The sequence below is a fragment of the Sphingomonas sp. SUN039 genome, from assembly GCF_024758725.1.
GTDB lineage: Bacteria > Pseudomonadota > Alphaproteobacteria > Sphingomonadales > Sphingomonadaceae > Sphingomonas_O.
This window is the reverse complement of the sequence record NZ_CP096972.1, coordinates 3,503,145-3,528,835: the sequence shown is the minus strand read 5'-3', so window position 1 is coordinate 3,528,835 and position 25,691 is coordinate 3,503,145. Positions and strand designations below refer to the sequence as shown.

Sequence of the window (25,691 nt, the reverse complement as noted above, 5' to 3'; positions counted from 1 at the left end):
CCTCCCGGGTGGGCACCAATCCGGCGACACAATAGCGGAGCTCTACCGCGCTGGTCATTTCGTCCCCCCCCCCCCCCGACAGCATTGATCGGCCTCAGCTAAACGCCTGAATCCCCGTCTGCGCTCGCCCCAAAATCAGCGCATGCACATCATGCGTCCCTTCGTACGTATTCACCGCCTCTAGGTTCATGACATGGCGGATCACGCCATATTCGTCGCTGATCCCGTTGCCGCCGTGCATGTCGCGTGCCGTCCGGGCGATATCGAGCGCCTTGCCGCAGTTGTTGCGCTTGATCAGGCTGATTGTTTCCGGCGCGAGGTTGTGGGCGTCCATCAGGCGACCCGCGGTCAGCGCCGCGTTCAGCGCCAGTGCAATCTCGGTCTGCATATCGGCCAGCTTTTTCTGCACCAGTTGCGTCGCCGCCAGCGGTCGCCCGAACTGCTTGCGGTCGAGCGTATATTGCCGCGCGGCGTGCCAGCAGAACTCCGCCGCGCCCATTGCGCCCCAGGCAATGCCGTAGCGCGCGTTATTGAGGCAGCCGAACGGCCCCTTGAGCCCCTCGACACCGGCCAGCAGGCGGTCGGCGGGGATATGGACGTCCTCCATCACGATTTCGCCGGTCACCCAGGCGCGGAGCGAGAATTTGCCCTCGATCTTGGGCGTCGACAGCCCCGCGTCGCCGCGTTCGAGGATGAAGCCCCTGATCTGGCCATCATCGCATTTCGCCCAGACAACGAAGACATCGGCGAAGGGCGAACTGGTGATCCACATCTTCGCGCCCGACAGAACGTAGCCGCCCTCGACGCTGCGCGCGCGGGTTTTCATGCCGCCGGGATCGCTGCCCGCATCGGGTTCGGTCAGCCCGAACGAGCCGATCCATTCGCCCGTCCCGAGCCTGGGCAGATATTTCTGGCGCTGTTCCTCCGACCCATAGGCCCAGATCGGGTACATCACGAGGCTCGACTGCACCGACATCGCGCTGCGGTATGCCGAGTCCACCCGCTCGACCTCACGCGCGATCAGGCCATAGGCGACATAGGACACGCCCGGGCAGCCATAGCCCTCGATCGTCGGCCCGAGCAGCCCCGCCGCGCCGAACTTTGCCATCAGGCCACGGTCGCAGGTCTCGTTGCGGTTGTCCGCCTTGACGATGGGGGCCAGTTCGGCGTCGCAAAAGCTGCGCGCCGTATCGCGGACCATCCGCTCCTCGTCGGTCAGCTGCGCCTCGAGCAGGAACGGGTCGGTCCACTCGAACGACGGCCATTTCGGCGCGTTGTGCTGGACGGCAGGGGAAGCAAGTGCGGTGGCCATGATCGACTCCGGAAACAGAAATTACGCGTTACCGACCGCTTTCCGCCATTCATCGGGACGACACAAGCCGCGCTCGACCGTCAGGCGATCAGCCGCGCCGCGATTTGTGCGCGCCGTCCGGGCGTCACCCCCAGAACATCGCGGGCATAGTCCTCGACCGAGCCGTGTGCGGCGACGATTGCGTCGAGCGCCGCGTCGAGGAACGCCGGATCGACACTCATCAGGGTGCGGATCGCCGCATCGCTGATCTGCGGCCCCCGGCTGGCCCGGATGCTCGCGGCCCCGGCGGCAATCCGCGCCTCGGGATCGCCCGCCGTGTTGGTCAGCAGATAGTCCGCCATCATGTCGTCGCGATGCACTCCCATCAGCGTGTGGAGCAGCGCCGCGCCAAGGCCGGTGCGGTCCTTGCCCGCAAGGCAATGCAGCAGATGCGCGCCGTCGCGTTCCGCAAGCGCCGCGAAATACATCCGCAGGACCGAGATCAGGTTCGGGCGAAACGGCATGAAAGCATAAAGATCGACCATCGCCCGGTGCGCGTCATGCGCTTCGGCAATCTCGCGCGCCGCCTCGACATGCGGCGCGCCGCCACGTCCGGCGGTTTCGCCGTCGAAGAAGAACACCTCTGCCGCGAAGCCCTCAGGCCGCGTACAGGGATAGTCCCGCCGTTCGCTGTTCCCGCGCAGGTCGATCACGGTGCCCAGACCGAGCTCGGCCACAGCAGTCAGATCGTCCGCCGTCGCGCCGACATGCTGGCCCGACCGGAACAGCGCACCGGTCTTCAGCCGCCCGCCGTCGGCGGTGGCATAGCCGCCATAGTCACGGAAATTATGGATGCCGGCAAACGGCTTGACCCGCTCCGCCCAAAACGCCCCCGTGGTCGATGTCACGAGGTCGTGAATGCCCCGTCGCCCGTCACCCGGGTGCCTATTTCGGCCTGTCCGGCGTCGATCCGCGCGACACGCGGCGGGGTCCAGGGCGTGCGTTCGGCTGCTGCCTTGGCAACCGGCGGGGTCGGACGATTTTTCATACGCATATCCTGTCAACCTGTGGGTCGGTTTTTATCTAGGCCGGACGAGGGCCAACGATCAAGCCGTGATGCAATCGGACTACACGCAGCCGGTTACAGCACGAAGTCGGCGGCGACCGGCGGCGTGGCCGGGGACATCGTCATGCTGAGCGTGAAGTCGGCAACACCGTCGCCGTTCACATCGCCCTCGACGATGTAAACGCCGCCCCCCGAATCGGTGTAGCGCAGCTGCCCCGCGACATTGCCGAACGCGGAGCTGCCGATGAAGCTGAACGCATCATCCGCCCCGCCGTTGATCGCATCGATCCGCGACAGGTCGATCTTGTCGCTACCGGTCGTGAAATCGAGGATGCGGTCGCGCGTCGCATTGGTCGCGCCGTTCGAATCGGTGACGCTGTCGTAACGGAAAATGTCCGCGCCGCCGTTGCCGCGCAACGCATCGCCGCCGCCGCCGCCCGAAATCGTATCGGCACCCGCGCCGCCGGTCAGCGTGTCGGCGTTCGATCCGCCGAAGAACACCAGATTGCCATTGGTTTCCGCTGATCCGTCGATCGTCATGGCGGTGGACACCTGCGCGCCCCATACCGTCTTGGTTGCCGCCGCAGCTGTCCACGCATCGAGCAGCGTGATGTTGAACGTATTCGGCGTCCCCACCGGCCCCGCCAGCAACGCCAGCGTCTCGACATCGGCGCTCGTCCCGACCGACACTGTATAACTCCCGTCGAGCGCGAGTTGGTCGTTGGTTCCACCCCCGCCAACCACCACGTCGCCCGCACCCCATTTGCCGGGGCCGAAGTAAAAGCCGTCGTCGAGCGCACCGCCGGTGATCGTGTCGGTCCCCAGCCCGCCATAGGTGCGGAACCGTCCATCGGCCTCGGCACTACCGTTGAAGGTAAAGTTCTCGCCTGCTGCGAGATTGCCCGCGAACACGACCAGTTCCTGGCCCGCCGCCACGTTCGCGTCGATGCTTGTAAGCGAATAACTGAAGCCGGGCAGGACCGCGAGCACCTCGACATTGACGGTCGAGGTCGCACCGAGCGTCAGCCCGGCGGAATAATTGCCCGACAGCCCGATCTGGTCGTTGGTCCCCGCGCCGCCATCGACGCTGTCGAGCGCGGTGAATGCCGCGCCGAAGTTGAACGAGTCGTTCCCGATGCCGCCGATCAGCGTGTCATTGCCGCCGTCGGACGCGTCGATCGTGTCGTTGCCATTGCCGCCGTTCAGCACGTTGTTGCCGCTGTTGCCCCGGATCGTGTCGTCGAAATCCGAACCCGTGACATTTTCGACCTGCGAGATCGTATGCCGCCGCAGGCCGCCGACGAAGCTGGCGCTCTGGAACAGCGAGACATTCGCGCCAACTGTGTAATTGGCGAAGCTCAGCGTATCGACATTGTTGCCGCCCAGATAGAAATCATAGCCAGCGCCCGCGAGGAACAGATCGTCGCCATCGCCGCCGTTAAGCTGTTCGTGCGCGTCGCTCGATCCGTTCAGCGTGTCCGGCCCTGCTGTGCCGCTGCTGCTTTCGCGAAGGACCGAGAAAGTGTTGCTATTCTCCGCCCCGAAATCGTTGAGGATTTCTGCGATACGTACGGTGTACGCACCCGATCCGCCGATTGCTTCGAGATAATAGGTGCCTGTTGTCGTCGGTGAAAAGACCTCGTCGCCGATGCCTGCGGTCGTCAGCAACTGCCCCGCCGCATTGCGGATCGCGACGCCGCTGGTGAAGTCGGGGCTGTCGATCTTGTAGATCAGTCCGCCGGTCAGCGTGACCGCGAACCAGTCGGCGTCGATGCTGCTTTCGGCAGTACCGCTTGCGGTACCGCCGACGGCGATCGTTCCCGTTGTCGCATTCGTGTTCGGCAAATCGTCGGCAAGAGCGGCAGCGATGACCGTGTAACCGACGGTCCCTGAAGAGAAATTCGGCGGCACGGCGGCAACATAATAGGCGCCCGTTGTCGGCGCGGTGAAGTGTGTCGATGCCGTTGTGCCGGTCACTTCAGTCGCCAACGGGATCAGCACGCCCGCCGAATTATAGACGGCAATGCCGGGGCTGCCGCCGGGTCCGCCCGCGTAGCTGACGCCGACGCCATAGGAGGTCCCAGCCGTCAGCGTCATCGCATACCAGTCGCGGTCGCCCGGCGACTGCCACGATCCGCCCGACGATCCGCCGACGGCAAGCGTGCCGGTGGTCAGGACGTTGTCGGTCAGGTCGGCAATTGTCGATGCCGACAGCGTATAGGCAATCCCGCCACCCGGTACGCCGCCCGCCCCCCAGATGCTCGCCGACACATAATAGGTGCCGGTCGTGGTTGGCGAAAAGATCGTTTCCGGACTGACCAAAGTTCCGGCGGTCTGGGTCAGCAACGCCCCGCTCGCGTCACGGACTTCGAGATATTTGCCCGACGTCGTGTTCGCCCCGGTGTTCATGAGCAGGCGGTAGCTCTGCCCCGCCGTCAAGGTCACCGCGAACCAGTCGTCGTCGCCGTTGGCGTCCAGCGTGCCCGTTGTGGGTGTGCCGACTGCGAAACTACCTGCAAAGGCAGTCGATGCACCACGGTCGTCAGTTACGCTATTCAGCGACAGGGTGTACTGCGACGTCGATGACTGGATTGCGGCATAATAGGTGCCGCTGGTTGCAGGCGTGAACAGCGTATATTGCTGCCCCTGGCTTTCGATCGCGACAACGCTGCCGGTGGAATCGAGGATATACACACGGTCGGTATTGCCGCCAGCCAGTGCGTAGCTCGTCCCTGCCGTCAGGGTAATCTGGTGCCAGTCTTCATTGTAGGACGGCCCGGTCCAGCTGTTCAGTGCGGAAGTGAAACTGCCCCCGACGGCAAGTGTCGATGCGGTCGCGGTGCTGGCGGGGATCGGATCGGCATAATCCTGCGCGGTGATGCTGTAGCTGCCCGCCGCACCATTGCCCTCCGCGACGACAAAATAATCGCCCGTGGTGGGTGCCACGAAGCGGATGACGTTGCCGAATTCGACCGGCGGACGATAGCGATCCCCGTTGGGCAGGATCAGATAGATCGTGCCCGTACCGGTGAAATTGACGACATACGTCTTGCCGGATTCAAAACGGGCGCGAAACCAGTCGGTATCGCCGCGATTCTCGAATTGACCCCCGCCTGTTGTCGTCGGCATGCTGCACCCTGTCCCGTTATTCTGAGTACCAGCTAACCGGTCGTGAGGGGTCGATCAATACTTGATAAACAACTGTCACAGATTGACAATTTCCGGACTTTACTATGCCACGAAGCGATCGACGTGCGGCCAGTTACAGCACAAAGTCCGTGGCGACCGGCGGCGTCAGGCCGACCGACGCGAGGCTCAGCGTAAAGTCCGCAATCCCGTCACCATCGACATCGCCTTCGACGATGAAAATACCGCCGCCCGCATCGGTGTAGCGCAATTGCCCCGCGACATTGCTGAACGCACCCGAACCGATGAAGCTGAATGCATCGTCGGCCCCGCCCGCGATCGCATCGATCCGCGACAGGTCGATCTTGTCGCTGCCGGTCGTGAAATCGAGGATGCGGTCGCGCGTGGCGTTGGTCGTACCGTTCGAATCGGTGATAGCATCATAGCGGAAGACATCCGCCCCCGCCCCGCCGGTCATGGCATCGCCGCCGCTGCCGCCGTAAATCGCATCTGCGCCTGCACCGCCGATCAGCACATCCGCCGCCTGGCCGCCGAAGTACCGCAAATTGCCGTTGGTTTCCGCCGAACCGTCGACCGTCAGTGCCGTGACCACGGTCGTCCCGAACACTGTCTTGGTCGCGCCAGCGCCGGTCCACAGGTCCGACAAGGCGATATTGAAATTATTCGGGGTTGCCGCCGGTCCGCCCAGCAGGACGAGCACCTCGACATCGGCACTCGTCCCGACTGTCAGCGTATAGTCGCCGTCGAGCGCCAGCTGGTCGTTGGTGCCTGCGCCGCCGGTGACCGTGTCCCCCGCGCCGAACTTGCCCGGGCCGAAGTAGAAGCCGTCGTCGCCTCCGCCGCCGGTCAGCGTGTCGGTGCCGAGTCCGCCATAGACGCGGAACGCCCCGTCGGTTTCCGCCGACCCGTTGAACGTCAGGTTCTGGCCTGCGGCCAGATTGCCGCCGAAAATCGTCAGAACCTGTCCTGCGGCGACATTGGCGTCGTGCGTGACAATGTCATAGCTGTTCCCCGTACCGGGCAGTGCCGCGAGCACCTCGACATTGGTCAGCGTATTGGCATTGAGCACGAGCCGGTTGGCACCGGTGTAATTGCCGCCGATCCCGACCTGGTCGTTGGTGCCCGAACCGCCGTTGATCCGGTCCGCCGCCGTGAACGCCGCGCCTAAAGAGAAGGCGTCGTTCCCCGCGCCGCCGGTCACCGTATCGTTGCCACCGGTGCTGAGGTCGAAGCTGTCGTCCAGCGGCGTGCCCGTAATCGTATCGTCGCTCGCCGAGGGTGCAGCGGCCGAGATGCCGGTGATCGTAATCGATGCCGTGCCGGTCGAGCCGCCGGGCAAGGTATAGGTAAAACTGTCGGACCCGGTGCCGCCGGTGCTGAGCGCGTTGAACGCGCCGTCGGGATCGTAGGTAAAGGTACCGTCGGCGAGCAGCGTCAGCTTTGCCCCCGACGCGAGCGTTTGCGTCGTTCCCGGCGCGATGCCGTTCACCGTCGCGACCACCAGTCCTGCCCCGCCGCCGGTGTCGTTGGCGAGCACCGTGCCGCGATAGAAAGCGGCCTCGGTCGTGGTGAAGCCGTCGGCAACCGCCACTGCAGTACCGGTCGTTCGTGCCTGTCCGATCGTTGCAACCGGTTGGTCGTGGTCGGTCGCCTGCTGCGCCGCATCCAGGAACGCATTCTGGTGAACAATGTCGAGCGTCGATCCAGCCAGCAGGCTGCCCGAGACAAGGATATGATCGAGCGTCTGGTAATTGCCGCCGAAGATGTACGAATAGCGTTCCTGCACCGGCAGCGTGTCATAGAGGTTGGCGATCACCCCGCCCGCTGTCAGATTGGTCAGCGCGGTTTCGAAGTAGAAGCCGTTGAAGTCGCCGTTGACGACGAACTTGCGCGCCGGATCGATGGCCAGCGCCGCGTCGATATAGGCGCGGACACCGTTCGCCTGGGCCGTACGCGCGCCATCCCCCGCATCGGTCGGCGGCTGGGTGGCACCCCATAGCGGATCCGACCCGCCGCGCGACGTCGAGTGCAGGTCGATGGCGGTAATGCGCTCGCCGTTGAACATGAAATCGGCGACCAGGGGACGCCGCGATCCGGTGTAGGCCGACGTGTCGATCAGTGCGGCCGATCCCTCGACATAGGTAACGCGCGCGGTGTTGTAGAAGAACCCGTTGCGGATGTTTCCGTTCGGCTCACCGCCGGTGCTGTTCGCCACCGTCGGCGCAACTTCGATATAGCGATAGGTCGGCCCGCCGAGCGCCGCGATGGCGTCGATCAGCAACTGCGCGGTGACTGTACCGCTCAGGTTGGTCCCCGTGCCCGCGCCGTCGGCATCCTGGATCTCCTGCGCGCCGATGATGTCGGGGCTGCGGAGTCCGTTGACGATCTCGCTCGCCAGCAGTGCGACCTTCGACACCGGATCGGTCGGATCGAAATTCTCGAGGTTGAAGCTCGCGTAGCTGAACCGCGTGGCGTCGCCGACCAGATTGGTTGTTTCGCGGGCCAGCGTGTTGTCGGTGGTGACGCTCACCGCCTGCGTCACGATCACTTCATATTCGGCGAACGCATAGTTCACGATGCCGGTAACATCGCCCAGCCGGTCGCTCTGCGTATGCCCCGGCGTGTATCCGGCAAAGATCCCTGAATCGTCGTCGATCTGGATCCGTTCGGGATTGAAATCGCCCGCAGAGATCGTGATCCCGCCGCGGTCGTTGACCCCGGTCGCGCCGGTGCCGCCCGAAGCAACGACATAGGTTTCGCCGAAGCTGTTGCTGTTCGCGACCACCAGCGGCGTCTGGATGGTGACGCGCATCCCCTCCAGCGATTCCCAGAAATCGATGCCGTCGGTCGCGGGATCGAAACTGGTGAACGCGTCGTTCTCGATGACCGATGTCGGCGGCGTCCGCGACCCTGGCGCGCCGTCGGTGCTGATGAGGACCGGCGCGGGCAGCGCGTTGCCGCTCGAATTGACGATAATCGAAGTCGGAGTGATCAGCTGGGTCAGCGACAGGCTGCCTGCGGTGCTACCCGTGAACTCGTTCACCGTCGCCGTGATCGTGATCGCCTGCCCGACAGTCACCGTCGGCGCAGAACTGGTGAACACGAGGATTCCGTCGGATGTCGCAATGTTGCCGTCGCCGGTCGGGTCCTGCAGGTAGAACGCATTGGTGTCGACCGCTGTCACGATGCCCGATGTCGTCACGACCAAGCCGTTGAACGACGAGCGATGGCCCGCGCCCTGAATGTCATAGATCGCGACTGGACCATTATCGTCGTTGACGATGGTCGCGATCGACTGCGGCGAGGGCAGTGCCACGCCGACCGGGTTCGACAGGTTGAGGAAAAACGTCTCGTTCGCCTCGTTCGCAGTGTCGCCGTTGACGAGCACGGTCACGGTGCGTGCGGTTTCGCCCGGCGCGAAAGTGACAGTGCCCGAGGTGGCAACATAATCGACGCCCGCAATCCCGGTGCCGTTGGCGGTCGCATAGCTGACGCTCGCGCTGCCCGCGCCGTTCGATCGCGTGATCGTGAAGACGGCGTTCGTCGTGCCCGAATTGCCCTCGTTGAAGCTGATATTGGCCGCGTTTGCCGTGACCACGCTGCTGAGGTTCGCATCCACGGTGACATTGTCGATACCGACTTCGTCGCGGTTGCCCGACCCGCCATTGTCGGCATGCTGCCAGCGCAGGTAGAGATAGCCGCCGTCGGCGACCAGCAGGCTGCCGATATTCACCGACCGGGGCGTGTAGGTGAACACCGTCGAATCGGCAGTCAGCGGCGTCGAGAAGGCTGCGCCCGCGACAGCGGTGAAGTTCACGCCGTCGGTCGAATAGAGCAACGAGAGGGCGCTCGAACGCGGCTCGTTATTGCGGGTTGCCCAGTCGAACGTCACGTCGAAACTGGTGGCCGACGCGCCGCTGTTGTTCTGGATGCGCGCCTCGATATATCCATTGGCGGAAAAGTCGGTGCCCGTCGGCTGGACGATGATCGCGCCATTGCCCGTGACCGAATAGATGCCCCCGCCGGTCGGGTTGGCTGCGATAAGGCCCCGCCCGAAGTCGGTGGCCGCTGCGCCGGTAAAGCCATAGGCGGGCGCAGGGTTGTCGCTGAAGCCGACCGGACGCCATATATCCGAATCGAGCTGTCCGGCGGTCGGTGTCGGCGCGAAGCCGCCCGCCGTAAAGCCGGTGAAACTCTCGCTGAAGATGCGGGCCGACGCGGGGATTGCGTCGTCGTTCGAAATGGTGCCGGTCCCCTGCGCGACGGCAATCGTCGCGTTGGTCGGGCTGGACAGGTTGACCAGCACGGTCTCGTCGCGTTCGAATACGGTATCGCCGTTGACGGTGACGCTGAACGTCGTGCTGGTCGCACCTTCCGCAATCGTGCCGGTCGTCGATTGCGCGACATAGTCGGTGCCCGCCGTCGCGGTGCCGTCCGCCGTCGCGATCGAGAAACCGATGCCGCCCGCCGGGGCCACACCATCCGCCGTGATCGTGTAGACGAGCGTGACCGTGCCCGCATCGCCCTCGATCACCGTCGCATTGCCGATCGACAGCGCGGGCAGCGGATCGTCATTGGTGATCGTGCCAATCCCTTGCGCGTCGCCGATGGTCGCGACGCCGACGCTGCTGACGAGGTTCGACAGGTTGACCAGAACGGTCTCGTTGCCCTCGTAAACCACATCGCCGGTAAGCGGCACGGTCACTGTCTGCGTCAGCGCGCCGCCAGCCGTGAAGGTCAGCGTGCCCGAAGCGGACGTGTAGTCGCCCGACGTCGCCGTGCCGTTCGCGGTCGCATAATCGATCGTGAAGGTCCCGTCGTTGGTCGAGCGGGTCACGGTGAAGGTCAGCACATTGGTGCCGCCCGCATTCCCTTCGGCTACCGACACATCGTTGATTGTTACGACGGCGGCGGCGACATCGTCGTTGGTAATGTTGCCGTTGCCGGTCGCGGTCGTAATCGACGCGCCGCCGGTCGCATTGGCGAGGACAATCGAGAAGCTATCGTCGCCCTCGAGCACATAGTCGCCGTTGACGAGCACAGTGATCGTCTTCGTCGTCTCGCCATTGAGGAAGGTGAGCGTCCCGCTGACGGGCGTCAGATCGCCCGCGTCGGCCGTGCCGAGCGTCGTCGCGTAATCGACCGCCACCGTGCCGTCGCTGCCGCCCGACCGCGTCACGGTAAAGGTAAAGGCGGTCGTCCCGGTGTTACCCTCCGCCAGCGTGACATTGTCGATGGCAAGCGTGCCGGGGACGGCGGGATCGTCGTTGGTGATCGTGCCGGTGCCGGTCGCGGTCGTAATCGACCCGCCGCCGGTTGCATTGCTCAGCACGACACTGAATGCCTCGTCGCTCTCGAACGCGGTATCGCCGTTGACCTGCACCGTGATCGTTTTCGAGGTTTCGCCGTCGAGGAAGGTTAGCGTCCCGCTCGCCGCCGTCAGGTCTACGGCATTGGCGTTGGTCGCGCTCGCGGTGCCGAGGCTGGTCGCATAGTCGACCGTCACCGTGCCACTGCTGCCCCCCGTCCGCGTGACGGTGAACGTAAAGGCGGTCGTCCCCGCATTGCCCTCCGCCAAAGTCACGTTGTCGATAGCGAGCGTGCCCGGTGTCGCGACATCGTCGTTGGTGATTGTGCCCACGCCTTGCGCGTCGGCAATCGTCGCGCCCGACGGCGCGGTCAGGTTGACCAGCACCGTCTCATTGCCTTCGACCGTCGTATCGCCGTTGACGACAACGCTGATCGTCGTCGAATTGCTGCCCGCCGCAATCGTGCCTGTGCCGCTCTGCGATACATAGTCGCTGCCTGTCGTTGCCGAGCCGTCAGCGGTCGCAAAGCTGAAACCGATGCCGCCGACGCCCGCAAGCGCACTCGACGTGACCGTGTAGACCAACGTGGTGGTGCCGCTGTTGCCTTCGACCACAGTCGGGTCGCTGATGACGAGCGTCGGCAGGGCGTTCTGCGGCGCGAAGGCGACCCCGCGGAAGGCGGTGTTGGTGGCAGCGGTCGCGATCTGTGTCGCGGCACCGATCGAGATCGTCGCGTTGTACCCGGCCGTATCGGTCAGCGAAAACAGTGCGGCCGCCGATGTCGCGAACAGCGAAACACTCGTCCCCGAAGTCGATCCGGTCAGGCCGCGCACGGTGGACGCCGTCGTCGCGGTGCCGTTGGACACCCAGCTTCCGGCCACGAGCGAGTATTTCTGGATGCCGACGCCCGCGCCGTCGTCGGCGATGTACAACGTGTCCACGCCCGCCACTGCCGCCGTCAGATCGGCCAGATAGAATTGATAGGGCGAGCCTGTCGACACCGGCAGTCCCGGCAGCGTCGTGATGGTCTGGCCGCCCGTCGTCGGTAGTCCGGTCCCGACTGCGCCGATCCGCACGGTAGTACCCGAGCCGGTGCTGACGTAAAGCTGGCTGTCGAAGATTTCGATGGTCCTGAGATTCGCAATGGTCGAGCTCACCAAGGTCGAAGTCGTCGCGCCGAAGGTCGCATAGCGGACGCCGCCTACGGCAGCGTCCACCCAGAACGATGAACCGTCGACACTCACGACCCCGCGCGGACTATTTCCGCTGGAGAAATCCGCAAGTGCCGTAGTCGTGTCGATCGCACCATCGGCGGCGACACGTCCGATAACGCGATTGACCGCACTTCCTGTCGTTCCCGAAACAGTCGCCGTGCCCGGCGCTGCGTCATACCCGCTGAGCACAAGGTAACGCCCATCGACGCTGCGTGTCAGCATTCCTTCTGACGTCGAACTGCCTGCTGCCGTCAGCGTCTGGTTCGGGCCCGAATCCGCCGTCGGCAGCGCGATCGACTGCACCAGCACGCCAGCGGGCGTATATTCGTCGAGGAACACCGCAGTCGCCGCAGAGGAGAGCGCCGCCGAACCGTTTCCGACGCGGTAGATAACAATATTTCCAGGCGTGAAGGCGGCCATTTATGAAACTCCCTGAGCGGCTCGACGCTGTCGCGCCCGACAGATGCCGGTCGCGTCGGTCCTGTGCCGATTCGATACGTCCAACTTGTGACGGTTTCCGGTCTCAGGGCAATGGCGCGGCGACCCTGGCGGCGCAGATCGTTTACGCCGTGACCGTTCGGCCACACAGGCGATGCCACGTGCCCCGATGCGCGCGGCGATATGGCTTTTTGCGCCAGCGGCTCTAGGGACGCTGGCGATGGTTCGATGCGGTATCAGTTTGCCAAAATTGACAATTGTCGCGACCAGCCTGGTCGCGGCAGGCACCGCCATCGCGCAGGTGCCGTCGCGCGCTGCGCCCGACCTGACCGACCGCAGCCCCGTCGCCGCCCTGCCCGCGCCCACCATCGATCCGCTGGCGATCGTCGCTGCGAACGATCCCGTGCTCGGCCTGTCGCGTTCGTCGGTTGCGCCACAGGCCTTTCGCGACACGGTCGGCGCGGCTGTCCGCCGCGCGCCGCTGCTGGGCGAATCGATCGCGCAGCGTCAGGAAAGCGAGGCCGCGCGCAACGAGGCACGGGCGCGGCAATATCCGACGGTCGACCTGTCGCTGACCCATTTCGAGGTCGTCTCACGCGCGTTCTCGAACGATCCGCAGAACATCCTCGAGCGACAGCGCCCGCAATACCGCACCGACGGCTCGTTGCGCCTCACTCAGCCGCTATTCGATTTCGGCGCGAGCAGCGACCGCATTCGCGCGGGCAATGCCCGGCTGCAGGCCGCCAACGCCAATATCGAAGACACCGGCAGCCGCGTCGCGATGCAGGCGATTGCCGTCTGGTACAATGTCTTTGCCTATCGCACGCTGGTTCGCCTCGGCGAAAGCTTTGCCGCGGGACAAGTCCGCATCCGCGAAGATGTCGAGACACGCATTCGCCAGGGCGCGACGGCGCGCGGCGATGCGGCACAGGTCGACAGCTCGATTGCGTCGTCACAAGCGCAGCTTGCCGATTTCCGCCGCGCGCTGGCATCGGCCGAAGCGCAGTTCACCCAGCTGACGGGCGCGCAGCCCCCGCCTTCGCTCGGTCGCGCGCCCACCCCCGATCTCGGCGGGCTGAATGCGGCGAACCTGTCCGAACGGATCGATGCGCTCCCCGCCGTGCGCGCGGCAAAGGCGCTGGCACGGGCGGCAGACGAGGATGCCAAGGCAGTCCGCGCCGACGCTTTCCCCACCGTGTCGGCAGGGGTCGATGCCGGTCGTTACGGCATCCTCCAGAACGCGCGCGATTACGATGTCCGGGCGAGCGTCTCGATGAACTGGCGGCTGTTCGGCGGCGCGACCCAGCGTATCGATCAGGCCGAGGCGCGCGCGTCTGCCGCTGGTGCGCGGCTGCAACGCGCCCGCGAAGAAAGCGAGCGCGACGCGCGGATCGCCCTGGCCGACGTCGGGGCGCTTGAGGATTCGGCGGCGTCGCTGGGCAGTGCTTATCTGGCGAGCCGCCAGTCGCGCGACGTCCTGATCGAGCGTTTCCGGGTCTCGCGCGGGGCGCTTACCGATGTCCTGACCGCCCAGAGCAACTATTTCGGCGTTGCCGCGCGCTATGTTCAGGCGGTGATCGAGCTTGACACCGCACGCTACACGCTCTTGGCGCGGACCGGCAAACTGCTCGAAGCCCTGGCAATCCCGCCTGCCGCACTGGACCCGCGATGAGTGCAGCCAATCTGGTGGAAGAACCGAGACCCCGTTTCGCGGCGTGGCTGATGGAGCCGATGCGGCGCAACCGCGCGACCTATACCAAGGTCGCGCTGGCCGCTGCGATGATCAACATTTTCGGGCTGGTGACGTCGCTGTTCACGATGACCGTGTACGACCGCGTCGTCCCCAACAACGCACTGTCGTCGCTCGTCGCGCTGTCGATCGGGCTGGCGGTGGTCGTCGTGTTCGATTTCGTCCTCCGCATTTTGCGGGCCTATTTCGTCGATCTGGCCGGTGCCGATATCGACCATGACATCGGCGAACGGGTGTTCGACCGGCTCGTCCGGATCAGGCTCGACCTGAAAAGGGGATCGACCGGTGGCCTTGCGAGCATGATGCGCGAGCTGGAAACGCTGCGCGACTTCTTTGCCTCCGCAACGATGACGGCGGTGGTCGATGTGCCCTTCATCCTCGTGACCCTGGTCTTCATCGCGATCATCGGGGGTGCCGTGGTGTGGGTGCCGATAGCCGCGATCCCGCTTGTCGTCGGCGCGGGCTGGCTGACCCGGCCCGCGCTCGACCGCTTGTCGGCACGGTCGATGAACCAGGGCCAACTCAAGCAGACCGTGCTGGTCGAGGCCATCGGCGCGCTCGAAATGGTCAAGGCATCGGGTGCCGCGCCCTTGCTCGGGCGACGCTGGCGGGCAGCCAGCGAAGCGCATACAGACAGCTCGCTCCGCCAGCGACTGGTTTCAACCGTCGCGGTGACAGTTGCGGCCTCGGCCAACACCCTCGCCTATGCCGGTGTCGTCATCGTCGGGGTGCTCCTGATCGCCGACCACAAAATGACGACAGGTGCATTGGTCGCCTGCTCGATCCTTGCGGGGCGCGCCGTGCAACCGCTGGGACAGATCGCCAGCCTACTCGCCCGCCTGTCGGCGACGCAGGCCGCGTATAAGCAGCTCGACGCCATGATGGACCTGCCGCCCGAAGGACCGTCGGGCGATGGGTTGATGCCAGCGCGCTTCGACGGACGGATCGAGCTGCGCGGCATCGAATTCGCCTATCCGGGCGCGGCAGAAAAAACGCTCGACGGGCTGAGTCTCGCTATTCCCGCCGGACAGCGCGTCGCGCTGATCGGGCCGGTCGGCTCGGGCAAATCGACGATCGCGCGGCTGATCCTGGGCCTGTACCCGCCGCAGGAGGGACTCGTCATGATCGACGGGACCGACATCCGCCAGTTCGACCCGCCTGCCATGCGCGCGAAGATCGGGGCGGCGCTTCAGGAAAGTACGCTGTTGAGCGGTACGGTGCGCGAGAACATCGTGCTGGCGCGTGCCGCCGTCGATGACGCCGAGCTGCTGCGCGTCGCCGAACTGTCGGGCACTCATAGCTTCATGGGGCAGATCGCCAACGGCTACGACCTGATCCTTGCCGACCGTGGCGAAGGCCTGTCGGGCGGGCAGCGTCAGTCGATCTCCATCGCCCGCGCGCTCGCTGGCAGCCCGCAGATCGTCGTGTTCGACGAGCCGACGAGTGCCATGGACGCAGGAACCGAGGCACAGCTGATCGACCGGCTCGAACGCGAACTCAAGGGCCGGACCTTCGTGCTAATCACGCATCGCCCCGCGCTGCTCCGCCTGGTCGAGCGCGTCGTGATCATCGAAGCCGGCAAGATCAGCGCCGACGGCCCGCGCGACGCGGTGCTCAAGCAACTCCAGCGCCCGAGGGTCGCCGCATGAGGATGACCCCATGAGTCTGGCCGACCCGCATCTCGAAGATCTGGCCGACCGGATCGAGCCGCGTTCGGCCTCGAGCGTCCTGCTGTGGACGATTCTCGGCTTCTTCATCGCGTTCATCCTGTGGGCGAGCTTCGTCCAGATCGACCGCACGGTCCGCGCGCCCGGCCGCATCGTGCCGAGCGCGCGGTTGCAGGTCGTCTCGCATCTGGAAGGCGGCATCGTCGCCGCCATTCTCGTGCGAGCAGGCGATCTGGTCCGGCAGGGGCAGGCATTGGTGAAGCTCGACCCGACACAAAGCGGTGCGGAGCTGGGCAGCAGCGAAGTGCAGGTCGTGGCACTGCAAGCCAAGATCGCGCGGCTCGAAGCCGAAGTGGCGGGACGCGAACCGATGTACCCGGTGCCGCGCGATGCGGCCGGTGCCGATCAGGTCGCCATCGAACGCGCGCTGCACCAGTCGCGGATGAGCGACCTCGCCGCGCTGGTCTCGGCCAACAGTGCGCGCGAGGGTCAGGCGATGTCGGCAGTTGCCGAAGCGCAGGCGGCATACCGTGCCCGTGTTTCCGCCCGCGATGCCGCCGCGCGCCAGCTGGCAATGATGCGTCCGCTGGTCGAACGCGGGATCGAACCGCAGATGACATTGGTCCAGCTTCAGAACAGCGCATCGGTCGCCGCCAGCGAAGCCGCGCAGGCCGCCGCTTCCATCGGTCGCGCCCAGTCCGCCGTTGCCGAAGCGCGCGCCACGGCGTCGCAGGTCCGCCAGAACTGGCGCGCGCAGGCCGGTACCGAACTCGCCGCGGCACAGGCGGAGATGGCGGCGCGTAGCCGCACGGTGCCCGCGCTTGCCGCACGCCTCGGCCGCTCGACCGTTGCCGCACCCGTCACCGGTCGCGTCAATCGTGTGCTCGTCTCGACCGTTGGCAGCAGCATCGCCCCCGGCCAGCCCATTGTCGAAGTCGTACCCAGCAACGACACGCTGACTGTCGAGGCGCTGGTGACCCCCAAAGACATCGGCTTCGTCCGCATCGGTCAAAAGGCGAAGGTCAACGTGTCTGCCTATGACTCCGCGATCTACGGTGGCATGGACGGCGAAGTCGTGACGATCTCCCCCGATGCGACCGTCGAGGAACGCACCGGGGAGAGCCATTACACCGTCCGCATCCGCGCCGACGCCAAAAGCCTGCGCGACAGCAATGGCAAACCGCTGACCATCGGCCCCGGCATGACCACCGACGTCAGCCTGCTCGGCGACAAGCGCTCGATCATGGCCTATATCCTGACTCCGATCGCGCGGCTCGGCGAGACCGCGTTCCGCGAGTGAACGCGACCGGTTTTTCGCCCGAATTTCTGCTGGTGGCGGCCTGTTGCCGACTCCGGACCTTTGCCGATTTCGACGAGGCCGTCAGGCGCGCCGCATCGGACCGCTGGGATGCGACTGCCGTCGTAACGAGTGCACGCGCACACCGGGTCGAAGGGTCCGTCGATGAAGGACTGAAGCGCGCGGGACTTCCCTCGAACTTCACACCTCATTGATCGAGGCCAACGGGCTGCTACGCGGCGTCGGGGCGGAATCTCCGAGACAGATGTGGCGGTTGCGAGGGAGAGCACTATCGCCACGCTCGCCGCTGAACAGTTGCTGGCCAATGAAACCCCCGAATCGATGTCGGGCCTGACGGTCGCGCAGCTGGTCGACAGGTTCCGGGCGCAATGGCTGCAAGCCGATGGCCTGCGCGCGCGCCTGTCGGTGATCGGGAGCCTACTCGACTATTCGCCGACCGCCGCGCGCCTTGCCGTACCGGATTGGGCAGTGCGCGCCCACATGCTGGTGTGGCTGCCGTGGCGTCTGCTCAAGCGCCGGTGGCGCTACCCGTCGTCGCGTCCCGGGAACGCCGCCAGCAAGCCATAGGCTTCCACGTCCTCGCAACCGATCACATCCGCATTACCCGACCGTACCCAGACATGCGCAACCAGCTTGCCATTTTCGTCATGGCGCGCGCCGTAATAGAGCGTGGCGGCACGACCCCGGCGACGCAGCATGAGTTGGGCGGCCAGCCCCTGCTGGAAACACACCGCCCGCCAAGGCACCCGCCGGCCCCAAGCCGCCAGCACCCAGCCGATTTCGCGGGCAGCTGCAGTCGAAGCAATGGGCGCATCTTTCCGTCCCCGTGCCGAAATCGTCGCAATCCGACGAAAACTGAACAGGCCGATCAGCGCCGAAGCAAGCGCCAGTGCCGCCACGGCTTCGGCCAGCAGGAGCCATCGGCGCATCAGTTCGTCCGCGCCACTTTACGCAGGAAATGCCCCGCTGCGACACCGCGCAGCATCGCGTGGCGATAGAGCAGGCTGACCGTTTCGTCGTTCCACCCTTCCTCGGGCCAATCTTCCAGCGCGCGGCGCAGGCGATCCGCATCGATCAGCCGGTCGGCCCCGGCGCAGCGTTCGAAACTGTCGAGTTCGGCAGCAATCTCGCCGCGCGCGGCATCCATGCCGACATGCCAGTCGGCCGCCTGAAACCCGCGCCGGTGTTCGCCGATGACTTGCGGCGGCAACCGGTCGGCAAAGGCGCGCCGCGCGAGCGAGCGCGGCACACCGTCGAGGATATACTGCGCCTCGGGCACGCGCAGCGCGAACTCGATCAGCCGCCGGTCGGCCGTCGGATCGCGCAGGTCGAGGCCCCAGCCCGCCAGCGTCCCCTTGTTATACACGCCCAGATCGACCCGCTTCATGCCCCAGAGCCGCATCGCCGCGCTGTCGGCCCAAGGGCGGTAGGACAGGTCGAGGTCGCGCGCCTGTGCACGTCCACCGATGTCGAGCTCGTCGAATGCGGCAGTCCGCAGCGCGCTGTAGCTGCCGAGCGCAAGTTCGCGTCCGGCGAGGCGGGATACCCAATTCCAGACACCGGGAGACACAAATGGCCCCAACGTCGTCGCTAACAGCCCCTTGATGCTCAATCCACGCCGCGACAGGCGGCGCACGAGCCGGAACAACCGGCCCCACTCGAATCCGCGCAGCAGCATCGGTAACTGCTGGTACCCATCATGGCTGAGCGTAAAATTGCCCATCTGGCCGGTCAACAGAACGCCGATCCCGCGCGCCTGCGCCGCATCGTTGATGGCTTCGCTCCAGACCGCGTTCGACGGGTTCAATACCGGACGTTCGAACAGCTGGAACTGGCGATCCATCAACGCGACCGGCGAACCACTGGCTGAGGCAACCCGGACATGATCGATATTGCCATGGAAATCGGCGGTCGCGGCGGCGAGCGGCCCTTCGTCGGCGATGGTGCCCGGCGGTACCGCGACATCGGTCAAGGGAATGGCGGTAAAAGCGGTCAGCCGTCCGGACCGTAGCTGGCGCGCGGCAGTCGCCGCCACGATGCTGCTGTCGAGCCCAGCACTCAAATGCGCGCCGACGCGTCCGTCGATCCGGCGCAAACGGCAGGCGACGGCGCGGTCGAGTTCGTCGCGCATCGCCCCGGCATAGGCGTCGTCGCTGGCGAGGCGTAGCGGCGTCGTATCGGGGTTCCAGTACCGCCGCGTCTCGACCGACGACCGGTCGAGGGTCACAATATGCCCGGGCAGCACGCGCTCGACGCCGGCAAAAAAGCTTTCGTCCCCTGTTTCGGGCAGCAGCGCGAGAAAATCCGCCGTCATCGCGACATCGGCCGCATAGGCAATGGCGGGATGGGCGTGCAGCCCCTTGGGCATCGATGCCACCGCGACGAACCCGTCGCCGCGATGATAATGCAACGGCCGCTCGCCGACGGCATCGCGGGCGAGCACGAGCAGTTGCTGCGGTACGTTCCAGCAGGCCAACGCGAACGGCCCTATGAGGCGCTCGATCCCGGCCACGCCCCATCGCTCGATAGCTGCGAGCACCACCTCGGGGTCACTCATCCCGGACAGTGCACCGGACGAAAGGCCGAGCGCCGCCGCAAGCTCCGCGCGGTTATCGATCCGTGCATCGGCGACGAGCAGCCACACGCCATCTTTGCTCGCCACCGGTCCCCGATCGAACGCATCTTCGGGCGTCAGCGGCCACAGCCGTCGCCCCAGCGCGACCGGTCCTGTCGTCCGCGCGGCATCATGACGTCCATAGATTGCTTGCGCGGCGAGCATCCGGTCGAGGATCGGGCCGGGATTGCCGTCGCCGAAATCCCACAGCCCGGCCAGCGCGGTCATCGGGTGGTCATCGGGCGGTCATGCCGCGCGCAGGGCTACCAGTTGCTCGTCCGCCATGACGCGCAATACGGCGGCGGTGTCGGCAAGGCAGGTGGCGCGATCCACCTCGTGTTCGGCCATCAATGCATCGCACAGCGTGCCAAGGCTTTGCGGCGTCCCAACCAGATGCCAGATACGTGTCGCGGTCGCGTTGAAGCCGAAGCAACTGCCACGTTCGATATCCAGCCCGACGAGTTCCCCCCCGACCTCGGCTTCAACCATCCCGTCGATACGTTCGATGATCGTGTTCGGGTCCATCGGGTTCCATCCTCGCGCGCGTAACCGACATCCGCTAGGGCCAGCGGCATGGTGCACAACGCGATCCCCTATCGAGCCTTTGGCGTGGATTTTCAATCGGCGCTGGCGCTTCCCGAAATGCGCGAGGGCAATGAGGGGACCGACGATCCGGTCAGCATTGTCCGCGCGGCGGCTGCCCGCCCCTTCGGCGCAACGGAGATCGAGCACGGTGTTGTGGCGGGTCCGCAAGTCTTTTGGATGGATGTGCCGGACGTCGTGCGGCTGTGCGTGACCAACGGGCACGAGATCGCCGTCGAGATCGCCGAACATGCGCCCGAGAGCGATGTGCGCGCCTATTTGCTCGGTTCGGCGCTGGGCGCGTTGCTGCACCAGCGCGGCCTGTTGCCGCTGCACGCCAGTGCCGTCGTGATCGACGGGCAGGCCATTGCCTTTGCCGGCACATCGGGCGCAGGCAAATCGACGATAGCGCTGCACCTCAACCGTCGCGGCCATCCGCTGCTGTGCGACGATATCTGTGCGGTCGACACCTCGGGATCCATACCGATGGTTTGGCCGGGGCTGTGCAACCTGAAGCTCTGGGGCAAGACGCTGGCGGCTGTAGGGTGCGGGTCCGACGGCCTGGAGCAGGTTTTGCCGACACTCGACAAGTACCGGCTGCCCGTGGCGGGCGTTGCGCCTTACCGCCCCTATCCGTTGGGCAAACTTTTCTGCCTCCAAGCCGGACCCGAGGGGACAGCGGCGCGCATCGAACCGCTAGGGGGCGCGGACGCAGCGGCGACGCTGATCGCCAATAGTTTTCGCGGACAGCTGGTTTCGCCGATGGGGCGCAACCGCCAACATTTCGATCAGTGTATGGCCGTCGCCCGGCACTGCGGCGTCTCGCGGCTCACGCGTCCTTGGTCGCTCGACGGGATCGACGCGAGTTGCGCTCGTGTCGAGGATGCGCTCAGGACGTCGTAAACGCCCCGTCGCCGGTGGCGCGGGTGCCGATTTCGGCCTGTCCGGCGTCGATCCGCGCAACCCGAGGCGGGGTCCAGGGCATGCGCGGTGTCTTGGCCGCGGGGTTCGGAGTCGGAGTCTTGGTCATTGTCGTCGGTCCTGACTTGTTGCGCCCAAGGGCTGCCGTTCCAGATACAGCCGCTCTGGGTTAAAGGATGAAATCGGTGGCGACCGGCGGTGCCGCCGTCGTCACCAGAATGGCGAAATCGGCCACGCCGTTGCCGTCGACGTCCCCCTCGACGGTCATCGTACCATTGCCATTGTCGATATAGTGCAACTGCCCCGCGACGTTCGTGAAGGCACCGCCGCCGATAAAGGTAAAGGCGTCGTCGGCCCCGCCGTTGATCGCGTCGATCCGCGACAGGTCGATCTTGTCGCTCCCCGAAGTGAAGTCGAGAATGCGGTCGCGCGTCGCGTTGGTGCTACCATTCGAATCTGTGACGCTATCGTAGCGGAAAATGTCCGCGCCGCCGTTGCCACGCAATGCATCGCCGCCGCCGCCGCCCGAGATCGTGTCGGCACCCCCACCGCCGGTCAGCGTATCCGACGCTGAACCGCCGAAGAAAGTCAGATTGCCATTGGTGTCCGCCGATCCGTCGATCGTCATCGCAGTGGTGACCTGCGCGCCCCACACCGTCTTGTTCGCCGCCGCCGCCGTCCAGGCATCGAGCAAGGTGATATTGAACGTGTTGGGCGTGCCCACCGGTCCCGCCAGCAGCGCCAGTGTCTCGACATCGGCGTTTGCCCCGACCGAAACGGTGTAGTTGCCGTCGAGCGCGAGTTGGTCGTTGGCGCCACCGCCGCCGACCACCGTGTCGTTGACATTGTCCCATTTGCCGGGACCGAAATAGAAACCGTCGTCGAGCGCACCGCCGGTGAAATTATCGTTGCCCAACCCGCCATACATGCGAAACTGGCCGTCGGTCTCGGCGCTGCCGTTGAACGTGAAGTTCTGGCCGACGGCCAGGCTGCCGCCGAATACCGACAAGGTCTGGCCCGCCGCGACATTGGCGTCGATCGAGGTGATCGAATAGCTGAACCCCGGCAGGACCGCGAGCGCCTCGATGTTGACGAGCGATCCTGCGCCGAGTGTCAGCCCGGCCGAGTAATTGCCCTGCAATCCGACCTGGTCGTTGATCCCCGGGCCGCCGTCGACGATGTCGAGCGCAGTGAACGCCGCGCCGAAGAAAAACGCGTCATTGCCATTGCCGCCGGTCGCGGTGTCGTTGCCGCCCTGCGACAGGTTGAAATAATCGTCGAGCGCGGTGCCGTTGGTCGTGTTGTTCCCGCCATCGCCGCGCAGCTCCGAACCCGCCCCGTCGACACCGTTCACAGTGATCGTGACTGTCGCCGAACTGCCGCCGTTAGCCGTATAAGTGAAGCTGTCTGTCGCGCTCGAATTGACCGCCCCGGTGGCGGCTGCCGTTGCCGCCGAAACCAGATAGTTGAATTGCCCGTTGGGGTCGTAGGACAGCGAGCCATTGGCGTTGAGCGTAACTCTGGCCCCCGATGCCAGGGTCACCAGAGTCCCGACATTGACGGCACTGCCGTTGATGGTCGCGACCGTTTTCGGCCCGCCGTCGATATCGGTGTCGTTCGCCAGCACGCCGACATTGGGCGCGACGTTCAGGACGACATTCTCGTTGACCGAATAGGAATCCGCCACCGCCACCGGCGTGTCGTCGGTCGCGGCAACGGTGACAGTGCTCGTGATCGTCACTGTGTCCGCGCCGCCGTTTGCGGTGCCGCTGCCGTCGGTCAGCGTCGTCGTGATCGTCCGCACGCCCGCAGTGGGATTATCGTTACCCGTATTGGCGTAATAAACGGCGCGCACGACGCTTTGGAGCAGCGCGGGCGTCGCATTGGCGGTCAGCGCGATCACAAGATCGCCGCCGCCCGCGCCGCCGCCCGACCGCGTGCCGATCGCCGTACCGCCGACCGACACGACATTGCCCGCGATCGTCACCGTGCCGGTCGTGTTGATCAGCAACTGGTCTTCAACGGCCTGTTTGCCCGCCGTAATCGCCACGCGCAGCGTGCCGCCGTTGAAATTGGCATTATCGACATCGGCAAAGGTCATGTTGCCGCCCGCGTCGATGTTGACGTTGGGCATCGTCGAACCCAGACCCGCAGGCTCGGTCGCCGTGACGCTGTCGCCCGCCAAACCGGTCGAGGTCGGCGCGTCGTTGACCGGGGTGACGGTGAAATTGAAGGTCCGGCCGGTGAAGTTCGTCGTGCCGTCGGTCACCGAGAAGCCGAAGCTGGCGCTGGTCGTCTCGCTGCCGTTGTGCGTGTAGACGACCAGGTTCGAATTGATGTCGGCCTGGGTGAACGTGCCGTTCAGGGCAAGCGTCGTACCGTTGCGGGTCAGCGTGCCGTTGGTGGCGAGACTGGTCAGCGTGTAGACGATCGCCGAAGCCGCGCTATCGGAGTCGGTCGTCGACAGTTCGCTGGAAGTGATCGTGTCGGCTGCGCCCTCCGCCGCCGTAGAACCTGTGTTGGCGACGATCACCGGTGCCCCGTAGAGCAGGGTCAGGCGGACAGTGTACGTGCCGGTGCTGTTGGGGCCGGTCCCGTCGGCGCTGTTCGCATCGATGTAATAGGTGCCCGAGGTCGGGGCTGTATAATCGACCTGCGCATTTTGCCCGCCACCCGAATCGTCGTCGCCGGTGAGAGTGATGCCGATCGAATTGCGCAGCGTGAAGCGCGGATCGGGGAGTGTGCCGATTTCCTGACGGATGCGATAGATGGATCCGGCGGACAGAGCGACCGCGAACCAGTCATGATCGCCGCCGTAATTGATCAGGCCGGTGCTCGACGAACCCACCACGACGCTGCCGAGATTGCCTGCGCCCACCTGCGAGCCGTAATCGTCGGTCGGCGGCGGTGGGGGGTTGCCATTGACAGCCGCCGTTACGCGGTACGTGCCGATACCTGCCGCATTGCCGGCATCGGCGGTATTGCCTTCGAGATAATAGACCCCGGTTGTCACCGCAGTGTACGTAATCTGCGAGTTCAAGGTTCCGCCAAAGTCGTCGTTGCCGCTGATGAGGATGCCGTTGCCGTCACGCAATCTCAGGAACGGGTCAGCGAGCGTGATGCCCTCCTGCCGGAACGTGTACGACGTGCCAGCCGTCAGGGTGATGGCGAACCAGTCCCTGTCGTTGAGCGTTTCCAGATTGCCGTTCGTCGAGCCGCCGACAGCGACTGCCCCCACATTGGGCGAGCCGGCCTGCGCGCCGTAATCGTCGGTCGAGGCCGGTGGCGAGGGATCGATCGCCGCGCGGACGGTGTAGGTGCCGATATCGGTGCCGTCGGAGCTGAACGCCGCGAGATAATAGGTGCCGGAAACCGTCGCCGTAAATCTGATCTGCGAGTTGAAGTTGACGTTGGTGACGATGTCGTCATTGCCGACGATGTCCACACCGTTCTGGTCGTACAGGACGAGGAACGGATCGAGCAGCGTGCCCCGGTCGAGGTTGAAAATATAGGATTGGCCCGCCACCAGCGTGATACGGAACCAGTCGCGATCGGCACCGACCTCGATCGTGCCGGTGGCCGAACCGCCGACGGTGACCGCGCCGGTCGTGGCTGTCGTAGCGGCGAAATCGTCTGCCATAGCTAATGCCCTTCTGCGGCGACCCGTCGCCGTAGATGTCACGCGCCGAACGCGCGTTAACGACCGCTACCTGCGAGTCGCGGCTGCACACCGCGCTTGCTTGGTACTTTCGTATCATCTTTGAAGGCAGGAAAGGAAGCAAATACCGTGCATTAGAGGGTCCGAGCCGATCCGATGGCTGTGCAAAAATTGGACGGATAAGCAGCAGTTGGGTAAAGTGGATGATGGCCGACCATCCTTAGCAGGAGCGGCTGGGCCGCCGGTCGGGCGGAGCTTCCCCCGGTGCATGGGCCTGCGGTCAGCCCGAACGGCTGCCGCTTCGCGCTGGCGACGCAAGTATCAGCTCCAGTGGCTCGACAGTGCCCTGCCGCCGGGTCACGCGACCGATACCGGCTACGATGCGCTCGATATGCCGCATATCGCGGGGACTGCGGGCGATCTCGATGCCCAAGACACCGTCTTCGGCCCGCCACTGCGGCCGATCTTCGTCGATAGTCTGTTCGGCTGCATCCGGCGGCCGGCGATGGTCACAGCTTCAAACCGCCGTAGCGGCCGCCTTACGACGTCGTAAACGCCCCGTCGCCGGTGGCGCGGGTGCCGATTTCGGCCTGTCCGGCGTCGATCCGCGCAACCCGAGGCGGGGTCCAGGGCATGCGCGGTGTCTTGGCCGCGGGGTTCGGAGTCGGAGTCTTGGTCATTGTCGTCGGTCCTGACTTGTTGCGCCCAAGGGCTGC

At 65.3% G+C, this 25,691-nt stretch carries 17 protein-coding genes; 6 read left to right on the top strand and 11 right to left on the bottom strand.

Going from position 1 to position 25,691, the window contains the following annotated elements; translation table 11 throughout:
- Nucleotides 1–94 precede the first annotated feature (94 nt).
- From M0209_RS17370 to M0209_RS17350, 5 genes are all read right to left on the bottom strand, one after another.
- Nucleotides 95–1,312, bottom strand: a complete 1,218-nt coding sequence (locus M0209_RS17370) for an acyl-CoA dehydrogenase (RefSeq protein ID WP_258889523.1) — start codon at nt 1,310–1,312, stop codon at nt 95–97.
- Nucleotides 1,313–1,392: 80 nt separating this feature from the next.
- Complete coding sequence (locus tag M0209_RS17365) at nt 1,393–2,199, bottom strand: tyrosine-protein phosphatase (protein ID WP_258889522.1); 807 nt, start codon at nt 2,197–2,199, stop codon at nt 1,393–1,395.
- Complete coding sequence (locus tag M0209_RS17360) at nt 2,196–2,339, bottom strand: hypothetical protein (RefSeq protein WP_258889521.1); 144 nt, start codon at nt 2,337–2,339, stop codon at nt 2,196–2,198. The genes M0209_RS17365 and M0209_RS17360 overlap by 4 nt, the downstream gene beginning before the upstream one ends.
- A 93-nt stretch (nt 2,340–2,432) precedes the next feature.
- The gene (locus tag M0209_RS17355; protein WP_258889520.1) at nt 2,433–5,486 is read right to left on the bottom strand and encodes a M10 family metallopeptidase C-terminal domain-containing protein; all 3,054 of its coding nucleotides are present in this window, start codon (nt 5,484–5,486) and stop codon (nt 2,433–2,435) included.
- Nucleotides 5,487–5,619: 133 nt separating this feature from the next.
- On the bottom strand, nt 5,620–12,447 hold the full coding sequence (locus M0209_RS17350; RefSeq protein ID WP_258889519.1) for a Calx-beta domain-containing protein: 6,828 nt from the start codon (nt 12,445–12,447) through the stop codon (nt 5,620–5,622).
- Between the two features lie 268 nt (nt 12,448–12,715).
- Here M0209_RS17350 and M0209_RS17345 point away from each other — a divergent pair, with 268 nt between their 5' ends.
- The 4 genes from M0209_RS17345 (at nt 12,716) to M0209_RS17330 (ending at nt 17,767) form a co-directional block, all read left to right on the top strand.
- Nucleotides 12,716–14,137 carry a TolC family protein gene (locus M0209_RS17345; RefSeq protein WP_258889518.1) on the top strand — a complete coding sequence of 474 codons (1,422 nt, stop codon included), beginning with the start codon at nt 12,716–12,718 and terminating at the stop codon, nt 14,135–14,137.
- The gene (locus tag M0209_RS17340; protein ID WP_258889517.1) at nt 14,134–15,864 is read left to right on the top strand and encodes a type I secretion system permease/ATPase; all 1,731 of its coding nucleotides are present in this window, start codon (nt 14,134–14,136) and stop codon (nt 15,862–15,864) included. Before M0209_RS17345 ends, M0209_RS17340 begins: the two co-directional genes overlap by 4 nt.
- Before the next feature lie 10 nt (nt 15,865–15,874).
- The gene (locus M0209_RS17335) at nt 15,875–17,182 is read left to right on the top strand and encodes an HlyD family type I secretion periplasmic adaptor subunit (protein WP_258889516.1); all 1,308 of its coding nucleotides are present in this window, start codon (nt 15,875–15,877) and stop codon (nt 17,180–17,182) included.
- A gap of 264 nt (nt 17,183–17,446) precedes the next feature.
- Complete coding sequence (locus M0209_RS17330) at nt 17,447–17,767, top strand: hypothetical protein (RefSeq protein WP_258889515.1); 321 nt, start codon at nt 17,447–17,449, stop codon at nt 17,765–17,767.
- On the opposite strand, the gene M0209_RS17325 is transcribed toward M0209_RS17330, so the two are convergent.
- From M0209_RS17325 to M0209_RS17315, 3 genes are read right to left on the bottom strand one after another with little or no spacing between them, the layout of a single operon-like run.
- Complete coding sequence (locus M0209_RS17325; RefSeq protein WP_258889514.1) at nt 17,725–18,129, bottom strand: lasso peptide biosynthesis B2 protein; 405 nt, start codon at nt 18,127–18,129, stop codon at nt 17,725–17,727. The genes M0209_RS17330 and M0209_RS17325 overlap by 43 nt on opposite strands.
- Entirely contained in the window at nt 18,129–20,042 is a 1,914-nt protein-coding gene (locus tag M0209_RS17320) for an asparagine synthetase B (protein ID WP_258889513.1), read from the bottom strand. The genes M0209_RS17325 and M0209_RS17320 overlap by 1 nt, the downstream gene beginning before the upstream one ends.
- 18 nt (nt 20,043–20,060) lie before the next feature.
- On the bottom strand, nt 20,061–20,339 hold the full coding sequence (locus M0209_RS17315; protein ID WP_258889512.1) for a PqqD family protein: 279 nt from the start codon (nt 20,337–20,339) through the stop codon (nt 20,061–20,063).
- A gap of 48 nt (nt 20,340–20,387) precedes the next feature.
- Between M0209_RS17315 and M0209_RS17310 the strand changes: the two genes are divergently transcribed.
- Nucleotides 20,388–21,299, top strand: coding sequence for a hypothetical protein (locus tag M0209_RS17310; RefSeq protein WP_258889511.1), 912 nt, complete (start codon nt 20,388–20,390; stop codon nt 21,297–21,299).
- Here the strand turns inward: M0209_RS17310 and M0209_RS17305 are convergent.
- Complete coding sequence (locus M0209_RS17305; RefSeq protein ID WP_258889508.1) at nt 21,286–21,426, bottom strand: hypothetical protein; 141 nt, start codon at nt 21,424–21,426, stop codon at nt 21,286–21,288. The genes M0209_RS17310 and M0209_RS17305 overlap by 14 nt on opposite strands.
- Before the next feature lie 60 nt (nt 21,427–21,486).
- Nucleotides 21,487–24,957, bottom strand: a complete 3,471-nt coding sequence (locus M0209_RS17300) for a cadherin-like domain-containing protein (protein WP_258889510.1) — start codon at nt 24,955–24,957, stop codon at nt 21,487–21,489.
- A gap of 286 nt (nt 24,958–25,243) precedes the next feature.
- On the opposite strand from M0209_RS17300, the gene M0209_RS17295 reads away from it, so the two are divergent.
- Nucleotides 25,244–25,528: a TIGR03032 family protein gene (locus M0209_RS17295; RefSeq protein ID WP_258889509.1), complete on the top strand. Its 285-nt coding sequence runs from the start codon at nt 25,244–25,246 to the stop codon at nt 25,526–25,528.
- Here the strand turns inward: M0209_RS17295 and M0209_RS17290 are convergent.
- Complete coding sequence (locus M0209_RS17290) at nt 25,515–25,655, bottom strand: hypothetical protein (RefSeq protein WP_258889508.1); 141 nt, start codon at nt 25,653–25,655, stop codon at nt 25,515–25,517. The two genes, M0209_RS17295 and M0209_RS17290, sit on opposite strands and share 14 nt — an antisense overlap.
- Nucleotides 25,656–25,691 lie beyond the last annotated feature (36 nt).

What these genes read in the sequence shown, in the direction of transcription:
- M0209_RS17370 (WP_258889523.1), bottom strand. Translation starts at nt 1,312, where the DNA reads ATGGCCACCGCACTTGCTTCCCCTGCCGTCCAGCACAACGCGCCGAAA.
- M0209_RS17360 (WP_258889521.1), bottom strand. Translation starts at nt 2,339, where the DNA reads ATGAAAAATCGTCCGACCCCGCCGGTTGCCAAGGCAGCAGCCGAACGC.
- M0209_RS17355 (WP_258889520.1), bottom strand. Translation starts at nt 5,486, where the DNA reads ATGCCGACGACAACAGGCGGGGGTCAATTCGAGAATCGCGGCGATACC.
- M0209_RS17350 (WP_258889519.1), bottom strand. Translation starts at nt 12,447, where the DNA reads ATGGCCGCCTTCACGCCTGGAAATATTGTTATCTACCGCGTCGGAAAC.
- M0209_RS17340 (WP_258889517.1), top strand. Translation starts at nt 14,134, where the DNA reads ATGAGTGCAGCCAATCTGGTGGAAGAACCGAGACCCCGTTTCGCGGCG.
- M0209_RS17335 (WP_258889516.1), top strand. Translation starts at nt 15,875, where the DNA reads ATGAGTCTGGCCGACCCGCATCTCGAAGATCTGGCCGACCGGATCGAG.
- M0209_RS17325 (WP_258889514.1), bottom strand. Translation starts at nt 18,129, where the DNA reads ATGCGCCGATGGCTCCTGCTGGCCGAAGCCGTGGCGGCACTGGCGCTT.
- M0209_RS17320 (WP_258889513.1), bottom strand. Translation starts at nt 20,042, where the DNA reads ATGACCGCGCTGGCCGGGCTGTGGGATTTCGGCGACGGCAATCCCGGC.
- M0209_RS17315 (WP_258889512.1), bottom strand. Translation starts at nt 20,339, where the DNA reads ATGGACCCGAACACGATCATCGAACGTATCGACGGGATGGTTGAAGCC.
- M0209_RS17310 (WP_258889511.1), top strand. Translation starts at nt 20,388, where the DNA reads ATGGTGCACAACGCGATCCCCTATCGAGCCTTTGGCGTGGATTTTCAA.
- M0209_RS17305 (WP_258889508.1), bottom strand. Translation starts at nt 21,426, where the DNA reads ATGACCAAGACTCCGACTCCGAACCCCGCGGCCAAGACACCGCGCATG.
- M0209_RS17300 (WP_258889510.1), bottom strand. Translation starts at nt 24,957, where the DNA reads ATGGCAGACGATTTCGCCGCTACGACAGCCACGACCGGCGCGGTCACC.
- M0209_RS17295 (WP_258889509.1), top strand. Translation starts at nt 25,244, where the DNA reads ATGGGCCTGCGGTCAGCCCGAACGGCTGCCGCTTCGCGCTGGCGACGC.
- M0209_RS17290 (WP_258889508.1), bottom strand. Translation starts at nt 25,655, where the DNA reads ATGACCAAGACTCCGACTCCGAACCCCGCGGCCAAGACACCGCGCATG.